We start from the raw sequence: 25,663 nt of genomic DNA on the forward strand, positions 1-25,663 counted from the left end.
CGGCGAGGGGGCCTCACGGGCGATGCGTCAGCCGGGCTGGCCGGGCTGCTGCGGCGGCTGGACCGGCGCCTGCGGCGCGGCCTTGGCCCGGCTCAGCGCCACCGAGCCGCCGATCAGCGCGAGACCGACCAGGCCGAGGATGATGCCGAAGAACGGCTGCATGTCGCTGGCCCAGGACAGGATCCGGAACTCGTAGTCGAACTGCTCGAGGACGATGGTGCCGAACCCGAGCACCGCGCACAGCACGCCGATCCGCATCATGATCGAAGACATGGGAAACCCCCTCGTGAAAGGACTGATGGAACCACCGGTCCGTCCCCGAGCGGCCGTGGTGAGGCAGAAATGTAGCGGCCCCGGTCCCGGCTGTCTCCGGAATTCCCGATTCGTTACCTCATGTCCGCTGCAGCGAGTCCGGGCCCAGGTCGGCGAGGGTGCGGTGGCCGGACAGCCCCATGGTCAGGTCGAAGTCCGCCAGGAGGCTGCGCAGGACGTGCCGGACCCCGTCCTCACCCGCGTGGGCCAGCCCGTACACCCACGGGCGGCCGACCAGGACCGCCCGGGCGCCCAGGGCGATCGCCTTGAGGACGTCGGCGCCGGTGCGGACGCCCGAGTCGAACAGCACCTCCAGCCGGTCGCCGACCGCCGCGACGATGCCCGGGAGCGCCTCCAGCGCGCCGATCGCGCCGTCGACCTGGCGGCCGCCGTGGTTCGAGACCACGATGCCGTCCATGCCCGCTTCGGCCGCGCGGCGGGCGTCGGCGACGTGCTGGATGCCCTTGAGGACGATCGGGCCGTCCCAGTGCTCGCGCAGGAACGGCAGCTGGTCCCACGTCCGGTCGGTGCCGGTGAGCATGCCGATCCAGCGCAGAATCGCCATGTTCAGGTCCTCTTCCGGCGTCTTCTCCAGCAGGCCGCGGAACACCGGGTCGGTGAACGGGACGGCGCAGCCCTCCCCCTTGAGGAACGGCAGGTACGCCTGGTCCAGATCGGACGGTCGCCAGGCCAGCGTCCACGTGTCGAGGGTGACGACCAGCGCCGTGTAGCCGGCGTTCTTCGCCCGGGTCAGCAGGCTCGCGCAGACGTCGTTGTCGCCGGGCCAGTACAGCTGGAACCAGCGCGGGCCGTCACCGTTGGCCGCGGCGACGTCCTCGATGCCGGTCGACGAGGCCGTCGAGAGGGTGAACGGCAGCCCGACCGACGCGGCGGCGCGCGCGGTCGCGCGCTCGGCGTCCGGGTGGACGATCGACTGGACGCCGACCGGCGCGACGGCCACCGGGGCGGGCAGCCGGGTGCCGAGCACGGTCGTGGCCAGGTCGCGGTCGGTGGCGCCGGTCAGCATCCGGGGCACGACGCGCCAGCGGTCGAAGGCCTCGCGGTTGGCGCGGGCGGTGGCGCCGGAGCCGGCCGCGCCCGCGACGTAGGAGAACGGCCCGGGCGCCATGAGCTCGCGCGCCGACGCTTCGAGCTTCGTCGCGTCGGTCGAGCACGGCGGCAGCTGACCACCGAGTCCCTGCAGGTAGATCTCGTTCTGATAGCTGCCGAAGCGTTCGGTCACGGTTGCCTCCTCGCGTTCGAGGGGGCACTGTACCCGCCGGTAGTTCACCCGGCGCCGGGATGTGACCGGTGGGTAACCTGAGCGCGCCGACGTCCCAGCGAAGGAGCAGACATGCGCGCGTACGACGTGGTCCTGTTCGGCGCCACCGGGTTCACCGGCGGGCTGACCGCCGAGTACCTGGCCCGGCACGCGCCCGCGGACCTGCGCTGGGCCCTGGCCGGGCGCAACCGCGGCAAGCTCGAAGCCGTCCGGGCGCTGCTCAGCGAGATCGACGACCGGTTCGCCGCCCTCGACCTGCTCGTCGCCGACTCCGGCGACCGGGCGTCGCTGACGGAGGTCGCCTCCTCGGCGAAGGTGGTGATCACGACCGTCGGCCCGTACCTGACGCACGGCGAGCCGCTGGTGGCGGCGTGCGCCGAGGCGGGCACCGACTACGTCGACCTGACCGGCGAGCCCGAGTTCGTCGACCGGATGTACCTGGCGCACGACCGGCGCGCCCGTGAGACCGGGGCACGGCTGGTGCACGCGTGCGGGTTCGACTCGATCCCGCACGACCTCGGCGCGTGGTTCACCGTGCAGCAGCTTCCCGAAAGCGTGCCGCTGCAGCTCGCCGGTTACGTCCGGGCGGGCGGGATGCCCTCGGGCGGCACGTTCCTGAGCGCGCTGACCATCATGTCCCGCCTGCCGGCCGGCGCCCGGGTGGCCCGCGAGCGGGCGGCGGCCGAACCGCGGCCGGCCGGCCGGTTCGCCCGCGCCCCGCTCGGCCGCCCGCACCGGGTCCCCGACCCGGGCTGGTGGGCGGTCCCGCTGCCGACGATCGACGCCGAAGTCGTCCGGCGCTCCGCGGCCGCGTCCGAGCGCTACGGCCCGGACTTCACGTACCGGCACTTCGCCGCGGTGAAGCACCTGCCGGTCCTGGCGGGCGGCGTGGCCGGGGCCGGCGCCCTGCTCGCCGCGGCGCAGCTCCCGCCGGCCCGCCGGGCGCTGTCCCGGCTGCTGGCCCCGGGCCACGGCCCGAGCCCCGAGCGGCGCGCGCGGTCGTGGTTCTCGGTGCGGTTCTTCGGCGAGGGCGGCGGTTCGCGGGTGGTGACGGAGGTGTCGGGCGGCGACCCGGGCTACGACGAGACGGCGAAGATGCTGGCGGAGTCGGCCCTCTGCCTGGCGACCGACGACCTCCCGGAGACCGCGGGCCAGGTGACCACGGCGACCGCGATGGGCGGCGCGCTGGTGGACCGGCTCACCAAGGCGGGCATCGGCTTCACGGTTCTCTGACTTTCACGCTTTTCACAGTGCGGCAGCGTGAAATTCCGGCGCTGTGATGAATCTTCTGACGGTCCTGTTCCGCGGTTAGCGTCGATCGGGTTCTCCCCTTTCCCCTTCGCGTTTCCAAGGAGCGTCATGAGATTGCCCCAACGGTTCGCCGCGCTCGGCGGCGCGACGGCGGCGGGCATGGTGGTGGTCGGCATCGCCGTCGCCGCGCCCGCGCAGCCCGCCCCCGTTCCTCCGCCGTCCGCCGCGCAGGCCCAGGCCAACGCGACCGGCGCCGCCGCCGGCCTGGTCGCCGCCCGCCCCGCCGCACTGCACGCCGGGAAGCACGACCGGTTCGTCCAGCGGGACGTCCGGTCGGCGGCCGGGCTGTCGTACGTCGTCTACGACCGCACCTACGACGGCCTGCCCGTGATCGGCGGCGACCTGGTCATCGCCACCGACGCCGCCGGCACGGTGAAGACCACCTCCGTCGCGCAGCAGCAGGCTCTCGGCGACCTCGACGTCCACGGCGCGAAACTGACCGCCGCGCAGGCCGAAGCCGTGGCGCGCCGGCAGGTCCGGGGGCCCAAGAGCCTGCTGGGCGGGAAGCTCGTCGTGGTCGCCGAGGGCACCGGACGGCTCGCCTACGAAAGCAACGTCGAAGGCACCGACGAGCACGGCGAGCCGAGCAGCCTGAGCGTCTACGTCGACGCCGTGGACGGGCGCGTCCTGCGGACGGTCCAGCACCTGGCCGCGGGCACCGGTACCGGCAAGTGGAACGGCCCGTCGCTGCCGTTGAACACGACGAAGTCCGGCAGCACGTATTCGATGGCCGACCCGAACACGCCGAACCTGGATTGCCGCAACTACAGCAGCGACTCGGTCCTCACCGGACCGGACGACAGCTGGGGCAACGGCAGCGGCACGAACATCGAAACCGGCTGCGCGGACGCGTTGTTCGTCGCGCAGACCGAGAAGAAGATGCTTTCGGAGTGGGTGGGCCGCAACGGCTTCACCGGCAACGGCGGCGCCTGGAAGATCCGCGTCGGCCTCGACGACGAGAACGCGTACTACTACAACTCCCGGCCGGCGTACGTGAACCTCGGCCACAACCCGAGCGGTGAGTGGGTCGGCTCGCTGGACATCCTCGGCCACGAGATGGGCCACGGCATCGACGACTACTCCGGGTCCGGCGGCTTCTCCGGCGGCGGCACCCAGGAGTTCATCGCCGACACCTTCGGCACCGCGACGGAGTTCTACGCGAACGAGCCGTCCCAGTACGACCCGCCGGACTACGCGATCGGTGAGGAGGTCAACCTGGTCGGCACCGGCGCGATCCGGTACATGTACGACCCGTCGAAGGTCGGCGACCCGAACTGCTACTCCAGCTCGACGCCGAACGCGGAGGTGCACAAGGCGGCAGGCCCCGGCGACCACTGGTTCTACCTGCTCGCCGAGGGCAGCAACCCGACGAACGGGCAGCCGACGAGCTCCACATGCAACAACAGCACGGTGGCGGGCATCGGCATCCGCAAGGCGATCAACATCATGCACGGCGCGGTGCAGCTGAAGACGTCCGGCAGTTCGTACCTGCGCTACCGGACGTGGACGCTGCAGGCCGCGAAGAACCTGTACCCGAACAGCTGCGCCGAGTTCGACGCGGTCAAGGCGGCCTGGAACGCGGTGAGCGTCCCGGCGCAGTCCGGCGACCCGACGTGCACCGGCACCCCGCCGACCACGTCGACGACCCCGACCACGCCGCCGACCACCACCACTCCTCCGGGCGGGTGCAGCGGGCAGCTGGTGCAGAACCCGGGCTTCGAGTCCGGCAAGGCGTCCTGGACGGACCCGGACACGACCATCGGCCAGTGGGGCAGCCAGGCGCCGGCGCGCTCGGGCAGCTACGACTCCTGGCTCGGTGGCCGGGGCTCGGCGCACACGGACACGCTCACGCAGGCCGTCACCATCCCGGCCGGCTGCAAGGCGAGCCTGACGTTCTGGCTGCGCGTGTGGACGGCGGAGACCGAGAACGTCGTCTACGACAAGCTCGTCGTGTCCGCGGGCTCGGCGACGCTGGCGACGTACTCGAACCTCGACCGCAACTCGGCGTACGTCCAGAAGACGCTCGACCTGTCTTCGTACGCCGGCCAGACGGTGACACTGAAGTTCGCCGGGACGGAAGACCAGTCGCTGCAGACGTCGTTCGCCGTGGACGACACCGGGGTCACCCTGAGCTGACCCCGCGGGGCCTGCCACCTACTTTGGTGGCAGGCCCTCGTTGCGCCGCGGGCATCCGGTACTCATGCTTACCCGGATGGAGGCGATTCCCGCGGAGGTCGCCGCGACGGTCCGGGAAGGACCGTTCGCCGCGGCCTTCGACCAGGCGATCCGGCAGCGCGGCCTGAGCCTGGAGGCCCTGCAGCGGCGGATGGCGATCCGCGGCGCCCAGGTCAGCCTGGCCACGCTCAGCTACTGGCGGCGGGGTCGCCGTCACCCGGAGGGCCGGCGTTCGCTGCACGCGGTGACCGTCGCCGAAAGCTGCCTCGGCCTGCCCGCGGACGCGCTGACCAGCCTGGTGACGCGGCCGCGGGAGCGCCGTGCGCAGCCGTGGCCCGGCGGGGTCAGCCTGGCCAGCGCGCTCGGCTCCGCGCCGACCGACCTGGCGGCCTGCGACGGCATCGACCTCGACGGCAACGCCCGGCTCGCGCTCGTGTCGGTGCACCAGCGGGCGACGCTGGGTGCGGACCGCACCGAGCGGTCGGTGCGCACGGAGCTGGTGGTGACCAGCCGCGCGGACGGCGTCGACCGCTGGGTGTCGTTCTTCCGGCCGCAGACCGGCGGGGGCCGCCGGCCGGTGCTGCGCTCGGCGCACTGCTGCCGCCCGGGCCGCGTCCGCCGGGACGCGGCGTCCGAACTGGTGGCGTGCGAACTGCGCTTCGACTACCCGCTGCGGGCGGGCGAGACGTACGTGTTCGACTTCGAGTTCGCCTACGACGGGGAGCCACCGGAGACGAACTACCTGCAGTTCGGCGTGCGCGCCCCGGCCCGCCAGCTCGTCCTGCAGGCGTGCTTCGACCCGGCGGCGGTGCCGGTCCGGTGCTACCGCTACGCCGGGGAGGCGGCTTCCGGGCCGGAACTGCCGGTCGGTCCGAGCGGGACCAGCCACATCGCGGTGCTGGACGCGCAGCCGGGCGTCTACGGGATGTGCTGGGAGTGGGACTGACCGAGCTCGTAGTCGGCTTCCCGGAACTCGCCCACCTGCGCCCGCAGCCGCCCGGTGGAGAACGGCCAGCTGAAACTGTTGCGGCCGTTCGCATCCGTGTAGTAGCTCGCGCAGCCGCCGGACTGGTACACCGTGCCGGGCAACGCCGCCTGGACCTGCGCGTTGAACGCCGCCTGCGCCTCCGGGCGGACCGACAGCGACGTCCCCTCCGCACGCAGCGTCCGGGTCACCGCCGCGACCGTGTGCCGCAGCTGGGCCTCGACGATCGTGAACGCCGATGAGTGCCCGGTGCCGAGGCTCGGGCCCAGCAGCAGGTACAGGTTGGGGAACCCGGCCACGGACGTCCCCGCGTACGCCTGCGGGCTGCCCTTCCAGTGGTCGTCGAGGCTGCGGCCGCCGGCGTCGAACACCCGCGCCGAGATCGGCATGTCGAGGATGTGGAAGCCGGTGCCGAAGATGATCGCGTCGACCTCCGCCGCCGAGCCGTCCGCGCCGGTGACCGTGCTGCCGGAAACCGAGCGCACCGCCGTCGGATGGACGTCCACATGGGACCGTGTCAGCGACCGGTAGTACGTGTTCGACATCAGCAGGCGCTTGCAGCCGAGCGTGTAGTCCGGCGTCAACGCCCGGCGCAGCGCCGGATCCCGCACGGCGAGCCGCAGGTGGGCGAGCCCGATCTTCTGCACCTGCCGCAGCAGCCACGGGTGCCGGAAACCGAACCCGAGCGTCTCCATCAGGCCGTATTCGGCGCCGCGCAGGGCCCGCTGCAGGGCCGGGAACCGCCGCAGGAGGAACCGTTCGACGCCCGGGACCGCGTGGTCCGGCTTCGGCAGGACCCACTGCGCCGTGCGCTGGAACAGGTGCAGCCGGCCCACCCGGGGCACGATCTGCGGGACGAACTGGACCGCCGACGCGCCGGTGCCGATCACCGCGACCCGCTTGCCGGTCAGGTCGTAGCCGTGGTTCCAGCGCGCCGAGTGGAAGACCTCGCCGGGGAACCCGGCCAGCCCGGGCAGGTCCGGGATCAGCGGTTCGTGCCAGGGACCGGTGCCGGCGACCAGGATCCGGGCGGTGTAGGGCCCCTTCGACGTCTCCAGCTCCCAATGGGACTCCCGGGCGTTCCACTGGGCGCGCGTCACCTCGACGCCGTAGCGGATCTTCCCGGTGACGCCGAAGCGCGCCGCCGTGTCCTGCAGGTAGGCGCGGATTTCCGCCTGGCCGGCGAAGGCGCGCGTCCACTCGGGATTGGGCGCGAAGGAGTACGAGTACAGCGCGGACGGGACGTCGCAGGCACAGCCGGGGTAGGTGTTGTCGCGCCAGGTCCCGCCGAGCGCGTCCGCCTTCTCCAGCACGGCGAGGTCGCCGACGCCGGCCTGGGCGAGACGGATGGCGGCCCCCAGCCCCGACGCCCCGGCACCGACGACGAGGACCGCGAAGTGACGTTGTTCCATTTTCGGAGACTAACAGTATCTGAAAACCATCGGTACCCCGATTCCGCGGTTGGCTAGAGTTGCGGCATGGCCCGACTCACCCGCGCGGAAAGCCAGGCGCGCACCCGCGAGCAGCTGATCGAGACCGCCAAGCTGCTCTTCCTGCGCGACGGCTACTCGGTGACGTCGCTGGAGAAGGTCGCCGACGAGGCCGGGTACTCGAAGGGCGCGGTGTACTCGAACTTCCGCAGCAAGGACGAGCTCTGCCTGACGGTGCTCGACCGGATCCACGACGAGCAGGTCGCCCTGGTCGCCGAAGCGCTGGCCGGCGCCGAGGGCGTCGAGGGGCTGCTCGCGGCGTTCCAGACGTGGGCCGAGCGCAGCATCGGCGACGAGGCCTGGACCGCCCTGGAAGTCGAGTTCGCGACGAACGCGCGGCGCGACCCGCACGTGCGCGCCGAGCTGGCCGCGCGCGACAAGGCCATCCGCGACACCATCGCCGGCCTGCTCACCGGGTACGCCGAGCGGTTCGGGATCACGCTGCCGATGTCGGCCGACGATGCCGCGACGGCGTTGCTCAGCCTGGGCATCGGCCTCGGCGTCCAGCGGGCGATCGACCCGACGATCCCGGTGTCCGTGCTGCCGGACGTCATCCGCCTGTTCGCCGGGGCGCGCTGACCGTCCTTTGCGGACCCTGTGCGGTGGTCTGGACCGTTCACGAACATGAACGGATTCCACCTCTTGTGGAGCTCGCTGACTCTTCGCTACCGTGTCGCTACGCCGCAGCTCCACCCGCCTCACCCGTACCGCCGTGATCCGACGGCGCACCCCGCGGAAAGGGTCCCCTCCCCATGAGCAAAAAGTTGCGGCCGGTCCTCATCGGCACGCTCGGCGCCGCGTCCGTCGCGGCCCTCGTGATCACCACGCCCGCGTTCTCCTCGGCCGCTCCGGCGCCGGTGAGCGCGTCGGTGCTCGCCGCCGGCGACCTTTCGGCGCCGGCGAAGAAGGAGATCGCGATGAAGCTGGTCTCCAGCGCGGAAAACTCGTCGCTGGACTGGAAGGCGCAGTACAAGTACATCGAAGACATCGGCGACGGCCGTGGGTACACCGCGGGCATCATCGGCTTCTGTTCCGGCACCGGTGACATGCTCGAACTCGTCGAGGCGTACACGAATTCGGTGCCGGACAACCCCCTCGCGAAGTACCTTCCGGCGCTGCGCAAGGTGAACGGAACGGACTCCCACGCGGGTCTGGGTTCGGCGTTCGAGAGCGCCTGGAAGCAGGCCGCGGCGACCACGGCGTTCCAGACGGCCCAGAACAACGAACGCGACCGCGTCTACTTCAACCCGTCGGTGAACCAGGGCAAGGCGGACGGCTTGAGCAACCTCGGCCAGTTCGCGTACTACGACGCGATCGTGATGCACGGCCCCGGCGACAGTTCCGACAGTTTCGGCGGCATCCGCAAGGCCGCGATGAAGAAGGCGAAGACCCCGGCCCAGGGCGGCAACGAAACGACGTACCTCAAGGCGTTCTTCGACGCCCGCAAGGTGATCATGAAGCAGGAAGAGGCGCACGCGGACACGTCCCGGGTGGACACCGAGCAGCTGAAGTTCCTGAACGAGGGCAACTTCGACCTGCACACGCCCCTGAAGTGGAAGGTGTACGGCGACTCGTACACGATCAACTGAGCCGGGTCCGGCTTGTCTCGGGCGCACCGGAAGCGCTCGAGGCAAGCCGGGCTACCGGACCAGAAGTTCCTCGGCCGTGCGGGTGTTCAGGATCCGCTCCGGCCCGATGCCCGCCTTGATCGCGCGCTCGCACCCGTACCCCAGCCAGTCCAGCTGCCCCGGCGCGTGGGCGTCGCTGTCGATCGTGAATTCACAGCCGAGCTCCGCGGCCAGCCGCAGCAGCCGCATCGGCGGGTCCAGCCGTTCCGGGCGGGAATTGATCTCCACCGCGACCCCGTTCTCGCGGCACGCCGTGAACACCTTCTCCGCGTCGAACTCCGACTCCGGGCGCCCGCGCCCCACGACCAGCCGGCCCGTGCAGTGCCCCAGCACCCGGACGTGCGGGTTGCGGACCGCCGCCACCATCCGGCGCGTCATGTCCCGCGCCGGCATCCGCAGCTTCGAATGGACGCTCGCCACCACGAAGTCCAGCTGCCCCAGCAGTTCTTCTTCCTGGTCCAGCGAGCCGTCGTCGAGGATGTCGACCTCGATCCCGTGCAGCAGGCGGAACGGGGCCATCAGCTCGTTGGCCTTCGCGACGATCTGCATCTGCGTCCGCAGCCGGTCCGGGGACAGCCCGTTCGCCACCGCCAGGCGCGGCGAATGATCCGTCAGCACCATGTACTCGTGGCCGAGGTCGCGGCCCGCCACCGCCATCTCGCCGATCGAACTGCCGCCGTCCGACCAGTCGGAATGGGTGTGGCAGTCGCCGCGCAACGCCGACCGCAGGGGTTCTCCGCTCGGCAGTTCCTTCTCGACGATCTTCCCCCGGTACGCCGGATCACGGCCGGCCAGCGCGTCCTCGATGACCCCCGCCGTGGCCTTGCCGATCCCCGGCAACGACGTCAGCGTGCCGTTCTCCGCCAGCTGCGCCAGCTTCTCGGCGCCGGTCTTGTCGACCGTCGCCGCCGCGTTGCGGAACGCCCGGACGCGGTAGGTCGGCTCACCCGCGCGTTCGAGCTGGAACGCGATCTCCCGCAACGCCCATGCCGGATCCATGGGATCTGTCTACCCCCTCCGGGGCAGTTGATGCAGCTCGACGTCCGCCAAAGCACCCTCGCGCACCACGGCGGTCTGGTACGTGCAGTACGGCTGGCGACGGCGATCGGTCGGCGAACCCGGGTTGAGCAGGCGCATCCCGGACGGCGTCACGGTGTCCCACGGGATGTGGCTGTGGCCGAAGACCAGCACGTCGGTGTCCGGGAACTGCGCGTCGCACCGCTGCTCACGGCCCTGCTTCGCGCCCGTCTCGTGGATCACCGCCAGGCGGACGCCGGCCAGCTCCGCCCGCGCGATCTCCGGCAGCCGGGCCCGCAGCGCCGGGCCGTCGTTGTTGCCGTACACGCCGATCAGCCGCTTGCTGCGCTCCGCCAGCTCGTCCAGCAGGGCCACTTCGACCCAGTCGCCCGCGTGCACGACGACGTCGGCGGCCGCGACCTCGGCCCACACCTGCGGCGGCAGCTCGCGGGCCCGGGCCGGCAGGTGGGTGTCCGAGATCAGCAGCAGCTTCATCCGATGGCCTTGAGCACGCGGTCCAGGAACCCGCCGATGTGGTCGCGCAGCAGCGCGGCCGCACCCTCGGCGTCGCCCTTCTTCGCCGCCGCGAGGACCGCCTTGTGCTCGGTCCACTCCTTCTTCCAGCTCGGGTTGGCCTCCCAGCCGACGACGCTGATCAGCGCCGCGCGGTCCTTGAGGTCGTCGAGGATGCTGACCAGCAGCGGGTTGCCGCAGCCGGAGTAGAGGGCGCGGTGGAAACGGCGGTTCAGCAGGCTCAGCGCGGCCTGGTCCTTGTCCGCGATGGCCGTCGACGCCTCCTTCAGCGCCTCGGCCGCGTCTTCCAGCAGCTCCGGGTCGTGCCGCTCGACGGTCCGCCGGACGGCCTCCGGTTCGAGCACCATCCGCACGTCGTAGACGGACTTCGCGAGCTCGGCGTCGACCGTGATCACCGACGCGCCCTTGTACGGGCTGAACGTCACCAGCCCGGAGTTGGACAGCACCTTGAGCGCCTCGCGCACCGGGGTCTTCGACACGCCGAGCCGCGCGGCCAGCTCCGCCTCGACGAGCGGTTGCCCGGGGACGAGTTCCCGGGTCAGGATGCCGCGGCGGATCTCCTCCAGGACCACTTCGGTCCGGGAGGCGGGCAGGCTGAACGTCCCGGTCATGGCGCGCTCCCTCGATCTGTGAACCCCAATTCAACCAGGCGCCTCGATCGTATATCAGATGCCATACTGGATCGCATGAAGAAACCCGAGGAACTCCGCAGCCACCGGTGGTTCGGCGGCGACGAACTGCGCAACTTCAGCCACCGCGCCCGCAGCCGCCAGCTCGGCTACAACCCGGAAGAGCACCTCGGCAAACCCGTCATCGGCATCCTCAACACCTGGTCGGACATCAACCCGTGTCACATGCACCTGCGCGAACGCGCCGAGCAGGTCAAACGCGGTGTCTGGCAGGCCGGCGGCTTCCCGGTGGAGTTCCCGGTCGCCACGCTGTCGGAGACCTACCAGAAGCCGACCCCCATGCTCTACCGCAACCTCCTGGCCATGGAGACCGAGGAAATCCTGCGGTCCTATCCGATCGACGGCGCCGTCCTGATGGGCGGCTGCGACAAGACCACGCCGGCGCTGCTGATGGGCGCGGCCAGCGCCGGGCTGCCGGCCATCTTCGTCCCCGCCGGGCCGATGCTGCGCGGGCACTGGCGCAACGAGGTCCTCGGCAGCGGCACCGACATGTGGAAGTACTGGGACGACAAGCGCGCCGGGCTGATCGGCGACGCCGAAATGTCCGAACTGGAGCGCGGGCTGGCTCGCTCGCCGGGCCACTGCATGACGATGGGGACGGCGTCCACCATGACCTCGGCCGCCGAAGTGCTCGGCGTGACGCTGCCGGGCGCGGCGTCGATCCCCGCCGTCGACTCGGCGCACCACCGGATGGCCGCGGCCAGCGGCGCGCGGATCGTCGGCATGGTCTGGGAGGACCTGACCATCACCCAGGTGCTCGACAAGCGCGCGTACGCCGACGCGATCACCACCGTGCTCGCGCTCGGCGGCTCGACCAACGCCGTCATCCACCTGATCGCGATGGCCGGCCGCAGCGGGATCGGGGTCTCGCTCGCCGACTTCGACGCGATCGCCCGCCGCGTGCCGGTGCTGGCGAACATCCGCCCCGGCGGCGACTGGCTCATGGAGGACTTCTACTACGTCGGCGGCCTGCCCGGGCTGTTGTCGCGGCTGACCGATCTGCTGCACCCGGACCGGCTCACCGTCACCGGCCGGACGCTCGGCGAGAACCTAGCGAGCGCCCGCGTCCACAACGACGATGTCATCCGGACGCGGGACAACCCGGTCGCCGCCGAGGGCGGGGTCGCGGTGCTGCACGGCAACCTGGCGCCCTCGGGCGCGGTCATCAAGCACATCGCGGCCGAGAAGCACCTGCTGACGCACACCGGCCCGGCCGTCGTGTTCGAGAACTACCCCGACCTCAAGAAGCGGATCGACGACCCGGCGATCACCGCGGACTCGGTGCTGGTGCTGCGCGGTTCGGGTCCGCTCGGCGGCCCCGGCATGCCCGAGTACGGGATGCTGCCGATCCCCGCCCACCTGCTCGAACAGGGCGTGCGGGACATGGTCCGGATCTCCGACGCGCGGATGAGCGGGACGAGCTACGGCGCCTGCGTGCTGCACGTGGCGCCCGAATCGCACGTCGGCGGCCCGCTCGCCCTGGTCCGCGACGGCGACCTGATCACCTTGGACGTTCCCTCACGGACGCTGCGGCTCGAGGTGTCCGATGCGGAACTGGAGCGGCGGCGTGCCGAATGGACCGCCCCGGCCCCGCGGTTCGAACGCGGTTACGGCGCGCTCTACTCCGAACACATCACGCAGGCCGACGAAGGCTGCGACTTCGATTTCCTCGCGCGGGCGGGCCGCAATCCCGAACCCGACGCCCGGTGAATTCACTGATCCGTGACCGATTCATCCCCCATAAGGGCGAGTCGTACGGCTTGTCCGGGTGCCCCGTACGCTGGTCCCGTCACCGTCGCAACCCGGTGCCGCGTCGAAGGGGTGGAGAGTTGCCGCACGAACCGCACTGGCCCGACTCGCACGGCGAGCAGACCGACGTCCTGCCCGTCGTCCGGCCCGAGCCGGAACCGGGCCCCGCCACCGCGAAGCGCTCGTTTCGCAAGGCCGGCCTGATCGCGGGCGGCGTCTTCGGCGTGCTGGTCGCGATCTACGGGATCGACATCCTGATCAGCCAGGGCAGCGTCCCGCGCGGGGTGACCGTGGCCGGCGTCGACGTCGGCGGCATGGGCCGGGAAGCGGCCGAACAGGAACTGCGCGGGAAGATCGAGCCGCGGCTGACGCGCCCGCTCGCCGTCACCGCGGGCGAGTACCAGGGCACGCTGTCGCCGACGCTCGCCGGGCTGAAGCTCGACTGGCCGCAGACCCTCGACCAGGCCGGTGAGCAGCCGCTGAACCCCTTCACGCGCCTGGCGTCGCTGTTCTCCAGCCGCGAGGTCGGCGTGGTGAGCCACTCCGACCAGGCGAAGCTCACCGCCGCGCTGGAGGCGCTGCGCGGTCAGGTCGACCGCGACCCGGTCGAGGGCACCGTGAAGTTCGAGGGTGCCGAACCGGTCGCCGTCCCGCCGAAGGCCGGGCAGAAGCTCGACGTCCCGGCCGCGACCGCCGCCGTCGTCGAAAAGTGGGCGAGCGGGGAGACCCTGGCGCTGCCGGTGACCAGCACGCCGGTGCGCACCACGCCCGAAGGCGTCCAGGCGGCGCTCGACGGGTTCGCGCGGCCGGCCGTCTCCGGCCCGCTGGTGGTCAAGGGCGAAGGCAAGAACGCGACCGTGAAGCCGGAGGCGATCGCCGCGGCGATCAGCTTCGAGCCCGCCGAGGGCGGCGGCCTGACGCCGAAGATCGACAACGCGAAGATCGCCGAAGCCGCCGGGCCGCAGCTGAAGTCCACCGAGAAGGAGGGCAAGGACGCGACCGTCGTCTTCGAGGGCGGCAAGCCCACGGTCGACCCCTCCACCGACGGCCGGACCGTCGACTGGGACCCCAGCCTCAAACCGCTGCCCGACGTGCTGAAGAAGACCGACGGCCGCGAGGTGGCCGCCGTCTACAAGGACAGCCCGGCGAAGGTGACCACCGCGCAGGCGAACCAGCTCGGCATCAAGGAGGTCGTCGGCGAGTTCACCACCCAGAAGTTCGCGGCCGACTCCGGGGTCAACATCCGGACCGTCGCCCAGAAGGTGAACGGCGCGATCGTCAAGCCAGGGGAAACGTTCAGCCTCAACGGGTTCACCGGCCCGCGCGGCACGGCCCAGGGGTACGTCGAGGCGGGCGTGATCAAGGACGGCGCGCCCGGCCGAGAGGTCGGCGGCGGCATCTCCCAGTTCGCGACCACGCTGTACAACGCGTCCTACTTCGCGGGCCTGAAGGACGCGGGGCACAAGGAACACAGCTACTACATCAGCCGCTACCCCGCCGCGCGCGAGGCGACGGTGTTCCAGAACCCCAACGGCTCCAGCGTCATCGACCTCAAGTTCACCAACGACGCGCCGACCGGCATCGCGATCCAGACGATCTGGACGCCGTCGTCGATCACCGTGAAGCTGTGGGGCACCAAGCGCTACACCGTCGAGTCGATCGAAGGCGCCCAGACCAACCAGAGCGACCCGCCGACCAAGCCGGGGCCGGCCGAGAACTGCCACGCCTCGAACGGCGCGCCGGGGTTCACCACCAGCAACACCCGCGTGCTCAAGGACGCCGCCACCGGCCGCGAGGTCAGCCGCTCGACCCGGACCGTCCACTACAACCCGCAACCGAAAATCGTCTGCGGCGAGGGGCAGTGACCTCCTAACGGACGTTCACGCTGGGCGTTCGCGGCGGTACCCTGAGTGCCCATGAGCGGGCGCGCGGTCGGGTTCCGGGACGTCCTCGCCGTGACCGAATTCCGGGCGCTGTTCTCCGCCCAGCTGGTCTCGGTGACCGGTGACCAGCTGGCCCGGGTCGCGCTGTCGATCCTGGTGTACGACCGGACGAACTCGCCGGGCTGGGCGGCGCTGACGTACGCGCTGACGTTCCTGCCGGACCTGGTCGGCGGGCCGCTGCTGTCCGGGCTCGCTGACCGCTATCCGCCGCGCACGGTGATGGTCCTGGCGGACCTCCTGCGGGCGCTCGCGGTGGCCGTGATGGCGGTGCCCGGCCTCCCGCTCCCGGCGGTGGCGGCGCTGCTGGTCGGCGTCCAGCTGTTCAACCCGGTCTGGAGCTCCGCGCGGGCGGCGCTGCTGCCGCAGGTGCTGCCGGGCGAGACGTTCGTGCCGGGGATGGGCCTGCTGATGATGCTGGTCCAGGCGGGCCAGGTCGCCGGCTTCGCCCTCGGCGGCCTCCTCGTGGCGGGCCTGGGCACGAGCGGCGCCCTCCTGACGGACGCGGCGACCTTCGCGGTGTCGGCCCTGTTCCTGGTCGCCGGCGTGGCCCCGAGGCCCCCGGGCTCGACGGGCGCGCGCTGGTGGCGCCACATCCGCACGGGCTGGACGGTGGTGGCGGGCGACCGCCGGCGGCTCGCCCTGGTGGCGCTGGGCTGCGTGTCGGGGATCTACATAGCGGGCGAGGCGATCGCGGCACCGTACGCCGCCGAGCTCGGCGGCGGCGCGGTGGTGGTCGGCCTGCTGCTGGGGGCGTTCGCGCTGGGGAATGTGCTGGGGATGGCGGCGTTGTCCCGCATCCCGCAGGCGCACCGGGGGCCGCTGCTGGGGCCGCTCGCGGTCCTGGCGTGCGCGGCTTTGGTGGGGTGCGCGCTGCGGCCGGACCTGTTGGCCACGTTGGCGCTGTTCACGCTGTGCGGAGTGGCCAGTTCGTACAACTTGATCGCGAACACGACGTTCGTGCAGCTCACGCCGGAGGGGCAGCGCGCCCAGGCGTTCGGGTTCGCGTTGACGGCGTTGCGGGTCTCGCAGGGGCTCGGTGTGGTGCTCGCGGGGCTGGCGGCCGAGCGGTGGGCCCCGCACGGGGTGGTGGCGGGGGCGGGCGCGGCAGGAGTGCTGGCGGCACTGGGCGCGGCCCGGCTGTGGCGGCGGGCGGATCCCCGGTGACGGGGGTTGAGAGGGCTGGGCAGGCGCGATCGGCGCGGTGGCGGCACGCCCCAGCTGCGGCGCGGGCGCAATCGGATCCCCGGTGACGCCGCCGCAAGACCGGGGCAGGCGCGAATGGCGCGACTCGACCGGGCAGACCTTCAGCGCCCCCGCGGCAAGGCCCGAGCAGGCGCGGCCCGACCGAGCGGCGTGCACAACCGGACCCCCGGTGACCGGCGCGGAGGCCGGCCACCGGGTACTGGTCAGGCCTGCGTCCAGTCCGTGGGGATCCGGCGCGGGGTCCAGTCGGTGGGGCACTCGGCTGGCGAGACGCCGGGCCGGGTCCAACCCGTCGGGAGCTCGCGGACCGTCCAGTCGGTGGGCAGTTCGCGGGCGGTCCAGTCGGTCGGCAGCTGCCGCGGAGTCCAGTCCGTGGGGATCGCGCGGGTCCAGTCGGTGGGGAGCTGTCGCGTCCAGTCGGTCGGCCGCTGCGCGCGGCGGCGGGACGGGACGATGTTGGCGTTGGGCAGGAAGTGCGACATGATTTCTCCAGTTCCGTGAGGGATCTTGCACGGTGAGTGACCGGACGGTAGCCCGACCAGCCTAGTGACACACCGCGTTCATTCGATTACAGTGACGAATTCTGCGAAGAGTTTCATCCTGAGCAGAAGGGCGTTTCGTGGGATTGTCCGGGTCCCCAGGGCGAAAGCCCAGCTCAGAACGTCCACGATCAGGTTTCCGAACGTGGGCGATGTGGAAGCTGGCCACTCCGGTGTTCGGCTACGTCCTCATTGTCGACGCCCTGGCGCTGATCGCGGTCGTCTCGACGGCCGCACTGGTGCCGATCACCACCCAATCGTTGCTCTGGTGTGGACTGATCCTCGCCGGTGAAGTCGTGCACCTCGAAGCGGCGCAACGCATCGAGCGCATCCGGGAGCTGGCCGCCGACGGCCGGCCGCACATGCACCTGCAGTCGATCTGGATCTTCGCCGGGCTGCTCCTGCTGCCGCCGCCGTTGGCCACCTTGGTCATCGTCGTCAGCTATGCCCATTCCTGGTTCCGGGTCTACAAACGGCGCGGTGTGATTCACCGGAAAGTGTTCTCCGGTGCGACCGTGATCCTCGCTTGCGCCGCCGCGGGGGCGGTGCTGTGGGCCGGCACCGGGCACGTGGCGCCCTACGTCCCCTACCTGGACGGCTTCGGCGGGATGCTCGCGCTGCTGACGTCCGGGATCGTCTACTTCGGCCTGAACTACGTGCTCGTGATCCTCGCGATCCTGATGAGCAACCCGGGCAAGCCGCCGCGGCAGGCGTTCGGCAACCCGTCCGACGTGCTGATCGTGCTGGCCGCGGTGGGGGTCGGCTGCGGGATCGCGCTGGTGATGACGGTCCGGCCGTGGCTGCTGCCGGTGCTCATGGTGACGCCGGTGGCGCTCCACATCGGCCTGCTGCTCCCCCAGTTCCAGGCGGCCGCGCGCACCGACTCCAAGACGGCGCTGCTCGCGCCGGAGTTCTGGGTGCAGCTGGCCCGCAACGAACTCGCCCGCGCGGCGGAGCTGTCCTCGACGGCCGGCGTGCTGATGATCGACATCGACCACTTCAAGGCCATCGACGACGGCAACGGTCATCTGGCGGGCGACGAGGTCCTGCGCGCCGTCGCGGCAGCCATCCAGGGCTCGGTCCGCGGCGGCGACTACGTGGGCCGCTTCGGCGGCGACGAGTTCGTGGTCCTCCTGCCGGGCACGACCAGTGCGGAGATCGCGTCGGTCGCGGACCGCATCCGCCGGGCGATCGCCCGGATCGAGGTCCCGGTCCCGGTGATCCGCCCGGGCAAGCCCGAGGTGATCAGCGGCCTGACGGCTTCGATCGGCGCGGCGGTGTACCCGGAAACGGCCACGGAGTACACGATCCTCCTCCAGGCCGCCGACGACGCGGTGTTCGAGGCGAAGGCGGGCGGCCGCGACCGCGTGGTCCTGGCGACCGCCCGCACCGAGCTCACCCGCCCGGAGATCCCGGACGCCCGCTAAGGCAGCGTCGCCAGGGATTCCTCGAGGACCGCGTCGGACAGCTCGTCGTCCACCATGTTCCCGGCGAGGTACGCCCCATACGCCGGCAAATCCAGGTGGGCGTGGCCGCACAACGCCGTCAGGATCACCTTCTCCTCGCCGCTTTCCTTGCAGCGCACCGCTTCCTGAATGCACGCCGCCAGCGCGTGCGTCGGCTCCGGTGCCGGGATGATGCCCTCCGAGCGAGCGAACCGGACCCCCGCCGCGAAGCACTCCTGCTGACCGATGGCGATCGCCTCGATCAGGCCGAGCTCGAAGATGTGCGAAATCAGCGGGGACATCCCGTGGTACCTCAGCCCGCCCGCGTGGATCGGGTCCGGGATGAACTCGTGGCCGAGCGTGTGCATCTTGAGCAACGGCGTGAGCCCGGCCGTGTCACCGAAGTCGTAGGCGTACTTCCCGCGCGTCAGCGAGGGGCACGCGGCCGGCTCGACCGCGCGGATCACCGGGTTCATCCGGCCCGCCAGTTTCTCGCGCAGGAACGGGAAAGCGAGCCCGCCGAAGTTGGACCCGCCGCCGGTGCAGCCGACCAGGACGTCCGGGGTGTCGCCGGCCAGCTCGAACTGCTTGAGGGCCTCCTCGCCGATCACCGTCTGGTGCAGCAGCACGTGGTTGAGCACGCTGCCCAGCGCGTACCGCGCGTTCGGGTCCTGCGCCGCCTGCTCGACGGCTTCGCTGATCGCGATCCCGAGACTGCCCGTGGAATCCGGGTGCTGCTTGAGGATCGCGCGGCCGGACTCGGTCAGCTCGGACGGGCTCGGGTGGACGGTCGCGCCGAACGTCTCCATCATCAGCTTGCGGTAGGGCTTCTGGTCGTAGGACGCGCGGACCTGCCAGACCTCGCACTCCAGCCCGTACTGGGCGCACGCGAAGGCGAGCGCGCTCCCCCACTGGCCGGCGCCGGTCTCGGTGGTCAGCCGCGTGACGCCCTCGGCCGCGTTGTAGAACGCCTGCGGCACCGCGGTGTTCGGCTTGTGCGACCCGACCGGGCTGACCCCCTCGTACTTGTAGTAGATCCGCGCGGGCGTGCCCAGCGCCTTCTCCAGCCGGCGCGCCCGGAACAGCGGCGACGGGCGCCAGAGCCGGTAGACCTCCCGGACCTCCTCCGGGATGTCGACATAGCGATCCGTCGTCACTTCCTGGGCGATGAGCGCCTGCGGGAACAGCGGCGCGAGGTCGTCCGGGCCGACGGGCTCGCGCGTGCCGGGGTGCAGCGGCGGTGGCGGCGGCTCGGGCAGGTCGGGGATGACGTTGTACCACTGGGTCGGGAGATCGGCTTCGTCCAGGACGTATTTGGTCTGCTCAGCCATCACGCCTCCTTGGTCGGCACCCCAACTTAGGACGCTCCCGGCCGCGGAACCAGTACGGTGATCGGGTGACGAACCCGATGCTCGCCGACCTCCCGATCTGGCACCCCCCGTCCGGCCGCGGGCCCGGCCTGGTGCTGGTCCAAGAGATCTTCGGCCTCGACGACTACCTGCGTTCGGTCGCGGCGGACCTGGCCGCCGCGGGATACGTGGTGGCGGTCCCGGAACTGTTCTGGCGGACGGCGCCGGGCTGGTCCTCGACGCACGACGAAGCCGGGGTCGCGGCCTCGATGAAGGTCGCAAGCTCCCTCGACCCGGCGCTCGCGGTGGCGGACGTCCTGGCCACGGTCGCCCACCTCCGTTCGCTGCCGTCGGTGGCCGGCGGCGTCGGCGTCCTGGGCTTCTGCCTGGGCGGTTCGCTGGCGTTCGCGGCGGCGGTCGAGGGCGATCCGGACGTGGCGGTCTCGTTCTACGGCTCCACGGTCGCGGCCCAGATCGACGGGCTGTCCCGGGTCGAGTGCCCGATCCAGTTCCACTTCGGCGGGCAGGACCCGTACATCCCGCGGTCCGATGTGGCCGTGGTGGAGGCGGCCGTCGCCGCGCACCCGGGGGCGGAAATCCACGTGCAGGAGGACGCCGGGCACGCCTTCCACAACAACGTGGCGCCGATGTTCCACCACCCCGAAGCGGCGGCCCGGGCCTGGGAGCTGACCACGGAATTCCTGCGGCGGACCCTGCCGGCGTGAAGGCAGGGTCCGCGGCGCTCTTCCGGAGCACCGGCGAGCGCCCCGGAGTGCTCGTCGAGCTGACCTTCCTGGTGCTGTGGTTCCTGCTCTTCGCGCGTCTCGACGCCGCCGTGGGCAAGGATTTCGCGGCCGCCGAAGCCAACGCGCAGGCGCTGCAGGCCATCGAACACTCGGCGCACCTCGACATCGAACTGAGCGTGAACAGCTGGCTCGCCGGGCAGCCGGTCCTCGCGCACCTGGCGGTGTACCTGTACCGGCTGTACTACCTGGTGGTCGCCGGTGTGCTGCTGTGGGTGTTCGTCCGGCACGCCGACGTCTACCGCCACGTCCGCCGGACGATGGTCGCGATGATGGCGCTCGTGCTGCCGGTCTACTGGGCGGTGCCGATGTCGCCACCGCGGTTCGCCCTGCCCGGGGCGGTCGACGTCGTGGCCAGGTACGACTTCCTGGCCGTGGAGAGCTGGACGAGACCCACCCACCACACGGCGATGCCCAGCATGCACGTCGGCTGGTCGCTGTGGTGCGCGTATGCCGTGTGGATCGCGCTGCGGGGCATGCATCCCCGCCTGGCGCTGCTGGCGTGGCTGTTCCCGGCGCTCATGGTGGCGGACGTCTTCGCCACCGGGAACCACTACGTCCTGGACGTCGCCGGCAGCGTCGCGCTGCTGACCGTCGCCGTTCTGGCCGCGAAGCTGTGGGGGCGCCTCAGCAGAACTTCCGTTCGGTGGCAACGGGAACCGTGACCGTGGTGCGGTGCCACGCGCCGGTGAGGTTGTCCCAGAAGCGTCCGAACGTCAGGGGTTCCCGGGTCGAACGCCGGATTTCGGCCAGGTCGCCGCAGCCGAGCGCGTGCCGGGCGGCGGCCACCTGTTCCGGGGTGACGGGGCCGCGCACGGCGAAGTAGCAACCTGCTCGTCAACGCCGCCCGCCACGGCGCTCCCCGATCACCGTGGCGATCGAGGGCGGTCCGGACGAGGTGACGATCACGGTGGCGGACTCGGGCCCGGGCGCGCACAACAACGGGGGCGCGGTGTTCACGCTGACCCTGCCCCGCCGCCCGGAAACACCCACGCCGGCTCCGGACGCGCTCTAGGATCTCGCCGTGGCTTCGACGAACGCACCGACCACCGGACTGTGGTCCATCAAACGGCACCTCGTCGCGGTGGTCTGCGTCGGGCTCGGCGTGTTCGCCGTCGCGGCCGGGCTCCTGTGGCTGGCGCTGGGATTGCCCGCCGCGCCGAGTGCGGACACGCGGCTGAACGTCGTCAAGATCGCCTTGTCGGTGGTGGCCGGGGTCGGCGGGGTGGTGGCGCTGGTCGTCGCCTACCGCAAGCAGCGGATCGGGGAGATCGCCGAGGCTCGCGAGCGCGTCAAGGTGCTCAACGAGCGCTTCGCCAGTGCGTGCGCGCAGATCGGCCACGAGAAGCCGACCGTCCGGCTCGCCGGGATCTACGCCATGGCCAGCCTGGCCGACGAATGGCTCGAGCAGCGCCAGGTGTGCATCGACGTGCTGTGCGCGTACCTGCGCATCCCGTACGAGCCCGCGATCGATTCCCCGTGGTACCACGACGAAGAATCCGAAGTGCGCCTTTCGATCACCAGCGTGATCAGCGATCACCTCCGCCCGGGGGCGCCGGTCGGCTGGCACGGTCACGAGTTCAACCTCCTGCGGGCCGTGCTCCGTTCCGCCGATTTCGCGGACATCCGGATGACCGGCGGCCGGTTGCTGCTCAGCCTGGCACGGTTTCCCGGCGGCTGGACGTCGTTCGACGGAATGCACGTCAGCGGCGGCGAAGTGTGGTTCGGTGGCGCCACGTTCGACGGCGACGCCCGGGTGACTTTCGAAAACGCGGAGTTCAGCGGCGGGCGCGTCCAGTTCGACGGCGCCGCGTTCGCCGGTGGTGAAGTGAGTTTCCGCGGGGCCCGGTTCACCGGTGGCGAAGTCGACCTTTCCCAGGTCAGCACCGACGACTACACCGCGCCGCCCGTGTTCGACCCGTGGGAGAGCCCGCCGCCCGGACTGCTGCTTCCCGGCGTCCCGCCGTTGTCCGATACATTCGACGAAATCGAAAGTTGACGGCACACGAGGAAATAGCCTACATTTTTCCGGGCTTATTGTTAGCGCTAACAGATCCGCGAAGGAGAACCGATGAGGTCATCCCACCGAGCGGTTCGCGTCCGGCGCAGCCGGGGGACGCGCGCGCTGATCGCCCTGCTCACCACCGTCCTCGCGGCCACCGCGGCGGTCGTGCTCGCCCCCGGCGCGGCGTCGGCGGCGACCGTCGCCACGAGTGCGTGGTACGTGCTGGTCAACCGCAACAGCGGCAAGGTGCTGGACGTTTCCGGGGCGTCCACCGCCGACGGCGCGGCGATCCACCAGTGGTCCCGCCACGACGGCACCAACCAGCAGTGGCAGTTCGTGGACTCCGGCAACGGCTACTACCGGCTGAAGTCGAAGAACTCCGGGAAGGTGCTCGACATCGGCAACTGGTCGACCGCGGACGGCGCGAAAGTCCAGCAGTGGACCGATCTCGACGGCACCAACCAGCAGTTCAGCCTCGCCGACTCCGACGGCGGCTACCTCCGCCTGCTCAACCGCAACAGCGGCAAGGCCGTGGAGGTGACCGGCGCGTCGACCGCGGACGGCGCCGCCGTCGTCCAGTACGGCGACTGGAAGGGCGCCAACCAGCAGTGGCAGCTCGTCCGGCTCGGTGACACCGCCTCGTGCGCGCTCCCGGCGTCCTACCACTGGTCCTCGACGGGCCCGCTGGCCGAACCGAAGGCGGGCTGGCTGGCGCTCAAGGACTTCAGCAGCGTGGTCCACAACGGCAAGCACGTCGTCTACGGGTCGACGACCGACGCGTCCGGGTCGTACGGCTCGATGGCGTTCAGCCCGTTCACGAACTGGTCCGACATGGCCTCGGCCATCCAGACCGGAATGACCATCGGCACGGTCGCACCGACGCTGTTCTTTTTCGCCCCCAAGAACATCTGGGTGCTCGCCTACCAGTGGGGCCCGACCACCTTCAGCTACCGGACGTCGAGCGACCCCACCAACGCGAACGGCTGGTCCGCCCCGCAGGAGCTGTTCACCGGCACCATCCCCGGCGGCGCGCCGCTCGACCAGACCCTCATCGGCGACGGCACGAACATGTACCTGTTCTTCGCCGGTGACAACGGCAAGATCTACCGGGCGAGCATGCCGATCGGCAACTTCCCGGGCAGCTTCGGCTCGAACTACACCACGATCATGAGCGACACCACGGCCAACCTCTTCGAAGCCGTCGAGGTCTACCAGGTCCAGGGCCAGAACCAGTACCTGATGCTCGTCGAGGCGATGGGCGCGGGCGGCCGCTTCTTCCGCTCGTTCACCACGACCAGCCTGGGCGGCACGTGGACCCCGCAGGCCGCGACCGAGAGCAACCCGTTCGCGGGCAAGGCCAACAGCGGCGCGACGTGGACCAACGACATCAGCCACGGCGACCTGGTCCGCACCAACCCGGACCAGACCAAGACGGTCGACCCCTGCCACCTGCAGCTGCTGTACCAGGGCCGCAACCCCGCGTCCGACGGCACCGACTACAACCACCTGCCCTGGCGGCCCGCCGTGCTGACCCTCCAGCGCTGACGCCGGCTCGGCGCGCGAAACGGCGGCGCGCCTGCCTCTGCGCTACGACCCTGGCCGTGGCCCGATCGAATCCTGCGGCGGCCAGGACAGCGGCGGCCACGGCGGTTCCACCCGCAGGTCCGGGTCCGGGTCGCGCGCGCCCGCCCACCAGCCGGCCGCGACGATCACCGGCAGGCAGGCCGCGGCGAGGATCAGCCCGAGGACGCCCGGGGCCGGCTCTTGCGGGTGGCCGACCGTCCAGCCCAGCGCGGGCACGACGGAGGCCAGTCCGGGCAGGACGGCGGCGGCGACCACCACTGACATGCGCGGCCGGTACAGCGGCCGTCGTGGTGCCAGGACGAGCGCGGCACCGACGCCGAGCAGGCACACCTCGGTCACCAGCCAGAGGAGGGTCGACTGCCCGGCGTTCGAACCGAAGAACGCCACGAAGCCGCTGATCGGGACGGAAGCGAAGAGGAACAGGGTGACGGGCAGCGCCGCCATGAGCCCGCGTCCGTGCCGGGCGCGGACCCGGCCGGCCGCCACCGCCGTCCCGATCACCAGCGCGAGCAGGGTGAGCAGCCCGGCGATCATGACGTCCACCCCGATCACCCGGCCGAACCCGGTGAGCGGCACCGGCCGGATGTCCAGCCCGGTTCCGGCGACCACGACGGGCACCCGGCGCCAGGTCCCGCCGGCGTCGCGGACGGCCAGCCCCTCCACGCCGTTGGCCACGATCACCTGGTGTCCACCCGGGACGGCGCGGACGGCGACCTCCGTGCTGGCCAGTTTGGCCACGTTGACGATCCCGGCGGGAAACGGGTGCTGCCGCTGGACGAACTCCCACCGGACGGCGGGCACCTCCCAGGCGGTGTGCCAGGTCCGGCCGCCGTCGGTCGTTTCGTCGACGCCGAGCAGCCGGCCGCCGCGCGTGTCGTCGACGACATCGGCGCCGTGCACGCGGTAGCAGTGCGTCGCCGCCTCGGGCGCGCAGGCTTCGACCTGCTTCCGGGGCAGCGGCCAGGACGGCGCGGGGGCATCCCCGAGGAACCGCCAGCCGTCGACGCCCGAGACGGAGCCGTAGAACCCGTCGCCCGCCTCGATCACCACCTGCGTGCCCTCGCTCCGCACGGACTGGACGGCCGGGGTGTTCTCGCTGGGCGCCGACGTCGCGGTGATCGCCAGCACGGTGAACGGGACCGCGGCCACCACCCGCAGCCGCACCGGCAGGGGCGGGGCCGTCGCCACCCGGCGCCAGGCCCACCAGGACAGACCCAGCGCGGGCAGCGCGACCAGGTCCGCCGGATCGGCCAGGATCACCGAAGGCCCGTTGACGACCGACCACGCCGCGGACGCGACGCCGGCGCCCGCGGCGGTCAGCTTGACCAGCGCGAACCCCGCCCCGGTCACCAGCACCGCGGCCGCGGCGGCGGTCCGGCGGGCGAGGAACAGGCCGAGCAGCAGCCCGAGCACCGGCGGGGCCGCCACCAGCCCGGCGAAGTCGCTGAGCTTGCCGGTGACGAGCCCCGGCCACCACGGTTTGCACACATGGTCGTTGAGCAGCAGCACCGTGGTGGCGCCGATGGTCAGCGGATGCCCCAGCCACCGCAGGAAGACCCCAGTTCGCATTCGGTACAGCCTGCGCCGCGGTGATCACGGCCGTGACACGGCCCGGCCCCG

General features: G+C 71.4%; 24 protein-coding genes. 14 read left to right on the top strand and 10 right to left on the bottom strand.

What is annotated here, in order from left to right; genetic code table 11:
* Positions 1-27: 27 nt before the first annotated feature.
* Both ACWDN5_RS09640 and ACWDN5_RS09645 read right to left on the bottom strand, forming a co-directional pair.
* Entirely contained in the window at positions 28-273 is a 246-nt protein-coding gene (locus ACWDN5_RS09640) for a hypothetical protein (RefSeq protein WP_310971280.1), read from the bottom strand.
* Positions 274-391: 118 nt separating this feature from the next.
* Positions 392-1,555: a lactate 2-monooxygenase gene (locus ACWDN5_RS09645; RefSeq protein ID WP_310971279.1), complete on the bottom strand. Its 1,164-nt coding sequence runs from the start codon at positions 1,553-1,555 to the stop codon at positions 392-394.
* A 111-nt stretch (positions 1,556-1,666) separates the two neighbouring features.
* Between ACWDN5_RS09645 and ACWDN5_RS09650 the strand changes: the two genes are divergently transcribed.
* The 3 genes from ACWDN5_RS09650 to ACWDN5_RS09660 all read left to right on the top strand — a co-directional run bounded on the left by ACWDN5_RS09650 (position 1,667) and on the right by ACWDN5_RS09660 (position 6,026).
* Positions 1,667-2,827 (top strand): saccharopine dehydrogenase family protein, encoded by a 1,161-nt coding sequence (locus ACWDN5_RS09650; protein ID WP_310971278.1) that lies wholly within the window; start codon positions 1,667-1,669, stop codon positions 2,825-2,827.
* Positions 2,828-2,953: 126 nt separating this feature from the next.
* Positions 2,954-5,041, top strand: a complete 2,088-nt coding sequence (locus ACWDN5_RS09655) for a M4 family metallopeptidase (RefSeq protein ID WP_449675809.1) — start codon at positions 2,954-2,956, stop codon at positions 5,039-5,041.
* Between the two features lie 76 nt (positions 5,042-5,117).
* Positions 5,118-6,026, top strand: a complete 909-nt coding sequence (locus ACWDN5_RS09660) for a hypothetical protein (RefSeq protein WP_310971276.1) — start codon at positions 5,118-5,120, stop codon at positions 6,024-6,026.
* On the opposite strand, the gene ACWDN5_RS09665 is transcribed toward ACWDN5_RS09660, so the two are convergent.
* A complete protein-coding gene (locus ACWDN5_RS09665; protein WP_449675810.1) occupies positions 5,999-7,477 on the bottom strand; it encodes a flavin-containing monooxygenase in 1,479 nt (492 codons plus the stop codon). The two genes, ACWDN5_RS09660 and ACWDN5_RS09665, sit on opposite strands and share 28 nt — an antisense overlap.
* Before the next feature lie 66 nt (positions 7,478-7,543).
* On the opposite strand from ACWDN5_RS09665, the gene ACWDN5_RS09670 reads away from it, so the two are divergent.
* Positions 7,544-8,134 carry a TetR/AcrR family transcriptional regulator gene (locus ACWDN5_RS09670; RefSeq protein ID WP_449675811.1) on the top strand — a complete coding sequence of 197 codons (591 nt, stop codon included), beginning with the start codon at positions 7,544-7,546 and terminating at the stop codon, positions 8,132-8,134.
* 173 nt (positions 8,135-8,307) lie between these two features.
* Positions 8,308-9,144, top strand: a complete 837-nt coding sequence (locus ACWDN5_RS09675; RefSeq protein ID WP_310971273.1) for a chitosanase — start codon at positions 8,308-8,310, stop codon at positions 9,142-9,144.
* Positions 9,145-9,195: 51 nt separating this feature from the next.
* On the opposite strand, the gene ACWDN5_RS09680 is transcribed toward ACWDN5_RS09675, so the two are convergent.
* Genes ACWDN5_RS09680 through ACWDN5_RS09690 form a run of 3 tightly spaced genes read right to left on the bottom strand, consistent with a single transcriptional unit; the run spans position 9,196 to position 11,345 of the window.
* The gene (locus ACWDN5_RS09680) at positions 9,196-10,182 is read right to left on the bottom strand and encodes a PHP domain-containing protein (protein WP_310971272.1); all 987 of its coding nucleotides are present in this window, start codon (positions 10,180-10,182) and stop codon (positions 9,196-9,198) included.
* Between the two features lie 9 nt (positions 10,183-10,191).
* Positions 10,192-10,695, bottom strand: a complete 504-nt coding sequence (locus tag ACWDN5_RS09685; protein ID WP_310971271.1) for a metallophosphoesterase family protein — start codon at positions 10,693-10,695, stop codon at positions 10,192-10,194.
* Positions 10,692-11,345, bottom strand: a complete 654-nt coding sequence (locus ACWDN5_RS09690; protein WP_310971270.1) for a GntR family transcriptional regulator — start codon at positions 11,343-11,345, stop codon at positions 10,692-10,694. Before ACWDN5_RS09690 ends, ACWDN5_RS09685 begins: the two co-directional genes overlap by 4 nt.
* Positions 11,346-11,420: 75 nt before the next feature.
* Between ACWDN5_RS09690 and araD the strand changes: the two genes are divergently transcribed.
* From araD to ACWDN5_RS09705, 3 genes are all read left to right on the top strand, one after another.
* The gene (araD, locus tag ACWDN5_RS09695) at positions 11,421-13,133 is read left to right on the top strand and encodes an L-arabinonate dehydratase (protein ID WP_449675812.1); all 1,713 of its coding nucleotides are present in this window, start codon (positions 11,421-11,423) and stop codon (positions 13,131-13,133) included.
* A 119-nt stretch (positions 13,134-13,252) separates the two neighbouring features.
* On the top strand, positions 13,253-15,037 hold the full coding sequence (locus tag ACWDN5_RS09700; protein ID WP_449675813.1) for a VanW family protein: 1,785 nt from the start codon (positions 13,253-13,255) through the stop codon (positions 15,035-15,037).
* 51 nt (positions 15,038-15,088) lie between these two features.
* Complete coding sequence (locus ACWDN5_RS09705; protein ID WP_449675814.1) at positions 15,089-16,279, top strand: MFS transporter; 1,191 nt, start codon at positions 15,089-15,091, stop codon at positions 16,277-16,279.
* A 242-nt stretch (positions 16,280-16,521) separates the two neighbouring features.
* Here ACWDN5_RS09705 and ACWDN5_RS09710 read toward each other — a convergent pair whose 3' ends face one another.
* Complete coding sequence (locus tag ACWDN5_RS09710) at positions 16,522-16,800, bottom strand: hypothetical protein (protein WP_449675815.1); 279 nt, start codon at positions 16,798-16,800, stop codon at positions 16,522-16,524.
* Positions 16,801-17,009: 209 nt separating this feature from the next.
* Between ACWDN5_RS09710 and ACWDN5_RS09715 the strand changes: the two genes are divergently transcribed.
* A complete protein-coding gene (locus ACWDN5_RS09715) occupies positions 17,010-18,284 on the top strand; it encodes a diguanylate cyclase (RefSeq protein WP_310971265.1) in 1,275 nt (424 codons plus the stop codon).
* Here the strand turns inward: ACWDN5_RS09715 and ACWDN5_RS09720 are convergent.
* The gene (locus ACWDN5_RS09720) at positions 18,281-19,633 is read right to left on the bottom strand and encodes a TrpB-like pyridoxal phosphate-dependent enzyme (protein WP_449675816.1); all 1,353 of its coding nucleotides are present in this window, start codon (positions 19,631-19,633) and stop codon (positions 18,281-18,283) included. The genes ACWDN5_RS09715 and ACWDN5_RS09720 overlap by 4 nt on opposite strands.
* Before the next feature lie 77 nt (positions 19,634-19,710).
* Here ACWDN5_RS09720 and ACWDN5_RS09725 point away from each other — a divergent pair, with 77 nt between their 5' ends.
* Together ACWDN5_RS09725 and ACWDN5_RS09730 are read left to right on the top strand one after the other, a co-directional pair.
* Complete coding sequence (locus ACWDN5_RS09725) at positions 19,711-20,376, top strand: dienelactone hydrolase family protein (RefSeq protein WP_396136916.1); 666 nt, start codon at positions 19,711-19,713, stop codon at positions 20,374-20,376.
* Positions 20,373-21,119 carry a phosphatase PAP2 family protein gene (locus ACWDN5_RS09730; RefSeq protein ID WP_449675817.1) on the top strand — a complete coding sequence of 249 codons (747 nt, stop codon included), beginning with the start codon at positions 20,373-20,375 and terminating at the stop codon, positions 21,117-21,119. The genes ACWDN5_RS09725 and ACWDN5_RS09730 overlap by 4 nt, the downstream gene beginning before the upstream one ends.
* Here the strand turns inward: ACWDN5_RS09730 and ACWDN5_RS09735 are convergent.
* Positions 21,082-21,270, bottom strand: a complete 189-nt coding sequence (locus tag ACWDN5_RS09735; RefSeq protein ID WP_449675818.1) for a hypothetical protein — start codon at positions 21,268-21,270, stop codon at positions 21,082-21,084. The two genes, ACWDN5_RS09730 and ACWDN5_RS09735, sit on opposite strands and share 38 nt — an antisense overlap.
* A 55-nt stretch (positions 21,271-21,325) precedes the next feature.
* On the opposite strand from ACWDN5_RS09735, the gene ACWDN5_RS09740 reads away from it, so the two are divergent.
* From ACWDN5_RS09740 to ACWDN5_RS09750, 3 genes are all read left to right on the top strand, one after another.
* Complete coding sequence (locus ACWDN5_RS09740; RefSeq protein WP_449675819.1) at positions 21,326-21,469, top strand: hypothetical protein; 144 nt, start codon at positions 21,326-21,328, stop codon at positions 21,467-21,469.
* A 9-nt stretch (positions 21,470-21,478) separates the two neighbouring features.
* A complete protein-coding gene (locus tag ACWDN5_RS09745) occupies positions 21,479-22,453 on the top strand; it encodes a pentapeptide repeat-containing protein (protein WP_449675820.1) in 975 nt (324 codons plus the stop codon).
* 72 nt (positions 22,454-22,525) lie between these two features.
* Positions 22,526-24,004, top strand: coding sequence for a non-reducing end alpha-L-arabinofuranosidase family hydrolase (locus ACWDN5_RS09750; RefSeq protein WP_449675821.1), 1,479 nt, complete (start codon positions 22,526-22,528; stop codon positions 24,002-24,004).
* Positions 24,005-24,046: 42 nt separating this feature from the next.
* Here the strand turns inward: ACWDN5_RS09750 and ACWDN5_RS09755 are convergent, their stop codons facing one another.
* Positions 24,047-25,612 carry a hypothetical protein gene (locus ACWDN5_RS09755; protein WP_449675822.1) on the bottom strand — a complete coding sequence of 522 codons (1,566 nt, stop codon included), beginning with the start codon at positions 25,610-25,612 and terminating at the stop codon, positions 24,047-24,049.
* Positions 25,613-25,663 lie beyond the last annotated feature (51 nt).

It is taken from the genome of Amycolatopsis sp. NPDC003731, assembly GCF_053586895.1.

Excerpts from the sequence above, each read along its gene's own strand:
- ACWDN5_RS09755 (WP_449675822.1), bottom strand. The coding sequence starts at position 25,612 with ATGCGAACTGGGGTCTTCCTGCGGTGGCTGGGGCATCCGCTGACCATC.
- ACWDN5_RS09685 (WP_310971271.1), bottom strand. The coding sequence starts at position 10,695 with ATGAAGCTGCTGCTGATCTCGGACACCCACCTGCCGGCCCGGGCCCGC.
- ACWDN5_RS09725 (WP_396136916.1), top strand. The coding sequence starts at position 19,711 with ATGCTCGCCGACCTCCCGATCTGGCACCCCCCGTCCGGCCGCGGGCCC.
- ACWDN5_RS09665 (WP_449675810.1), bottom strand. The coding sequence starts at position 7,477 with ATGGAACAACGTCACTTCGCGGTCCTCGTCGTCGGTGCCGGGGCGTCG.
- ACWDN5_RS09650 (WP_310971278.1), top strand. The coding sequence starts at position 1,667 with ATGCGCGCGTACGACGTGGTCCTGTTCGGCGCCACCGGGTTCACCGGC.
- ACWDN5_RS09670 (WP_449675811.1), top strand. The coding sequence starts at position 7,544 with ATGGCCCGACTCACCCGCGCGGAAAGCCAGGCGCGCACCCGCGAGCAG.
- ACWDN5_RS09720 (WP_449675816.1), bottom strand. The coding sequence starts at position 19,633 with ATGGCTGAGCAGACCAAATACGTCCTGGACGAAGCCGATCTCCCGACC.
- ACWDN5_RS09715 (WP_310971265.1), top strand. The coding sequence starts at position 17,010 with ATGTGGAAGCTGGCCACTCCGGTGTTCGGCTACGTCCTCATTGTCGAC.
- ACWDN5_RS09655 (WP_449675809.1), top strand. The coding sequence starts at position 2,954 with ATGAGATTGCCCCAACGGTTCGCCGCGCTCGGCGGCGCGACGGCGGCG.
- araD (WP_449675812.1), top strand. The coding sequence starts at position 11,421 with ATGAAGAAACCCGAGGAACTCCGCAGCCACCGGTGGTTCGGCGGCGAC.
- ACWDN5_RS09675 (WP_310971273.1), top strand. The coding sequence starts at position 8,308 with ATGAGCAAAAAGTTGCGGCCGGTCCTCATCGGCACGCTCGGCGCCGCG.
- ACWDN5_RS09640 (WP_310971280.1), bottom strand. The coding sequence starts at position 273 with ATGTCTTCGATCATGATGCGGATCGGCGTGCTGTGCGCGGTGCTCGGG.
- ACWDN5_RS09750 (WP_449675821.1), top strand. The coding sequence starts at position 22,526 with ATGAGGTCATCCCACCGAGCGGTTCGCGTCCGGCGCAGCCGGGGGACG.
- ACWDN5_RS09705 (WP_449675814.1), top strand. The coding sequence starts at position 15,089 with ATGAGCGGGCGCGCGGTCGGGTTCCGGGACGTCCTCGCCGTGACCGAA.
- ACWDN5_RS09690 (WP_310971270.1), bottom strand. The coding sequence starts at position 11,345 with ATGACCGGGACGTTCAGCCTGCCCGCCTCCCGGACCGAAGTGGTCCTG.
- ACWDN5_RS09710 (WP_449675815.1), bottom strand. The coding sequence starts at position 16,800 with ATGTCGCACTTCCTGCCCAACGCCAACATCGTCCCGTCCCGCCGCCGC.
- ACWDN5_RS09680 (WP_310971272.1), bottom strand. The coding sequence starts at position 10,182 with ATGGATCCGGCATGGGCGTTGCGGGAGATCGCGTTCCAGCTCGAACGC.
- ACWDN5_RS09660 (WP_310971276.1), top strand. The coding sequence starts at position 5,118 with ATGGAGGCGATTCCCGCGGAGGTCGCCGCGACGGTCCGGGAAGGACCG.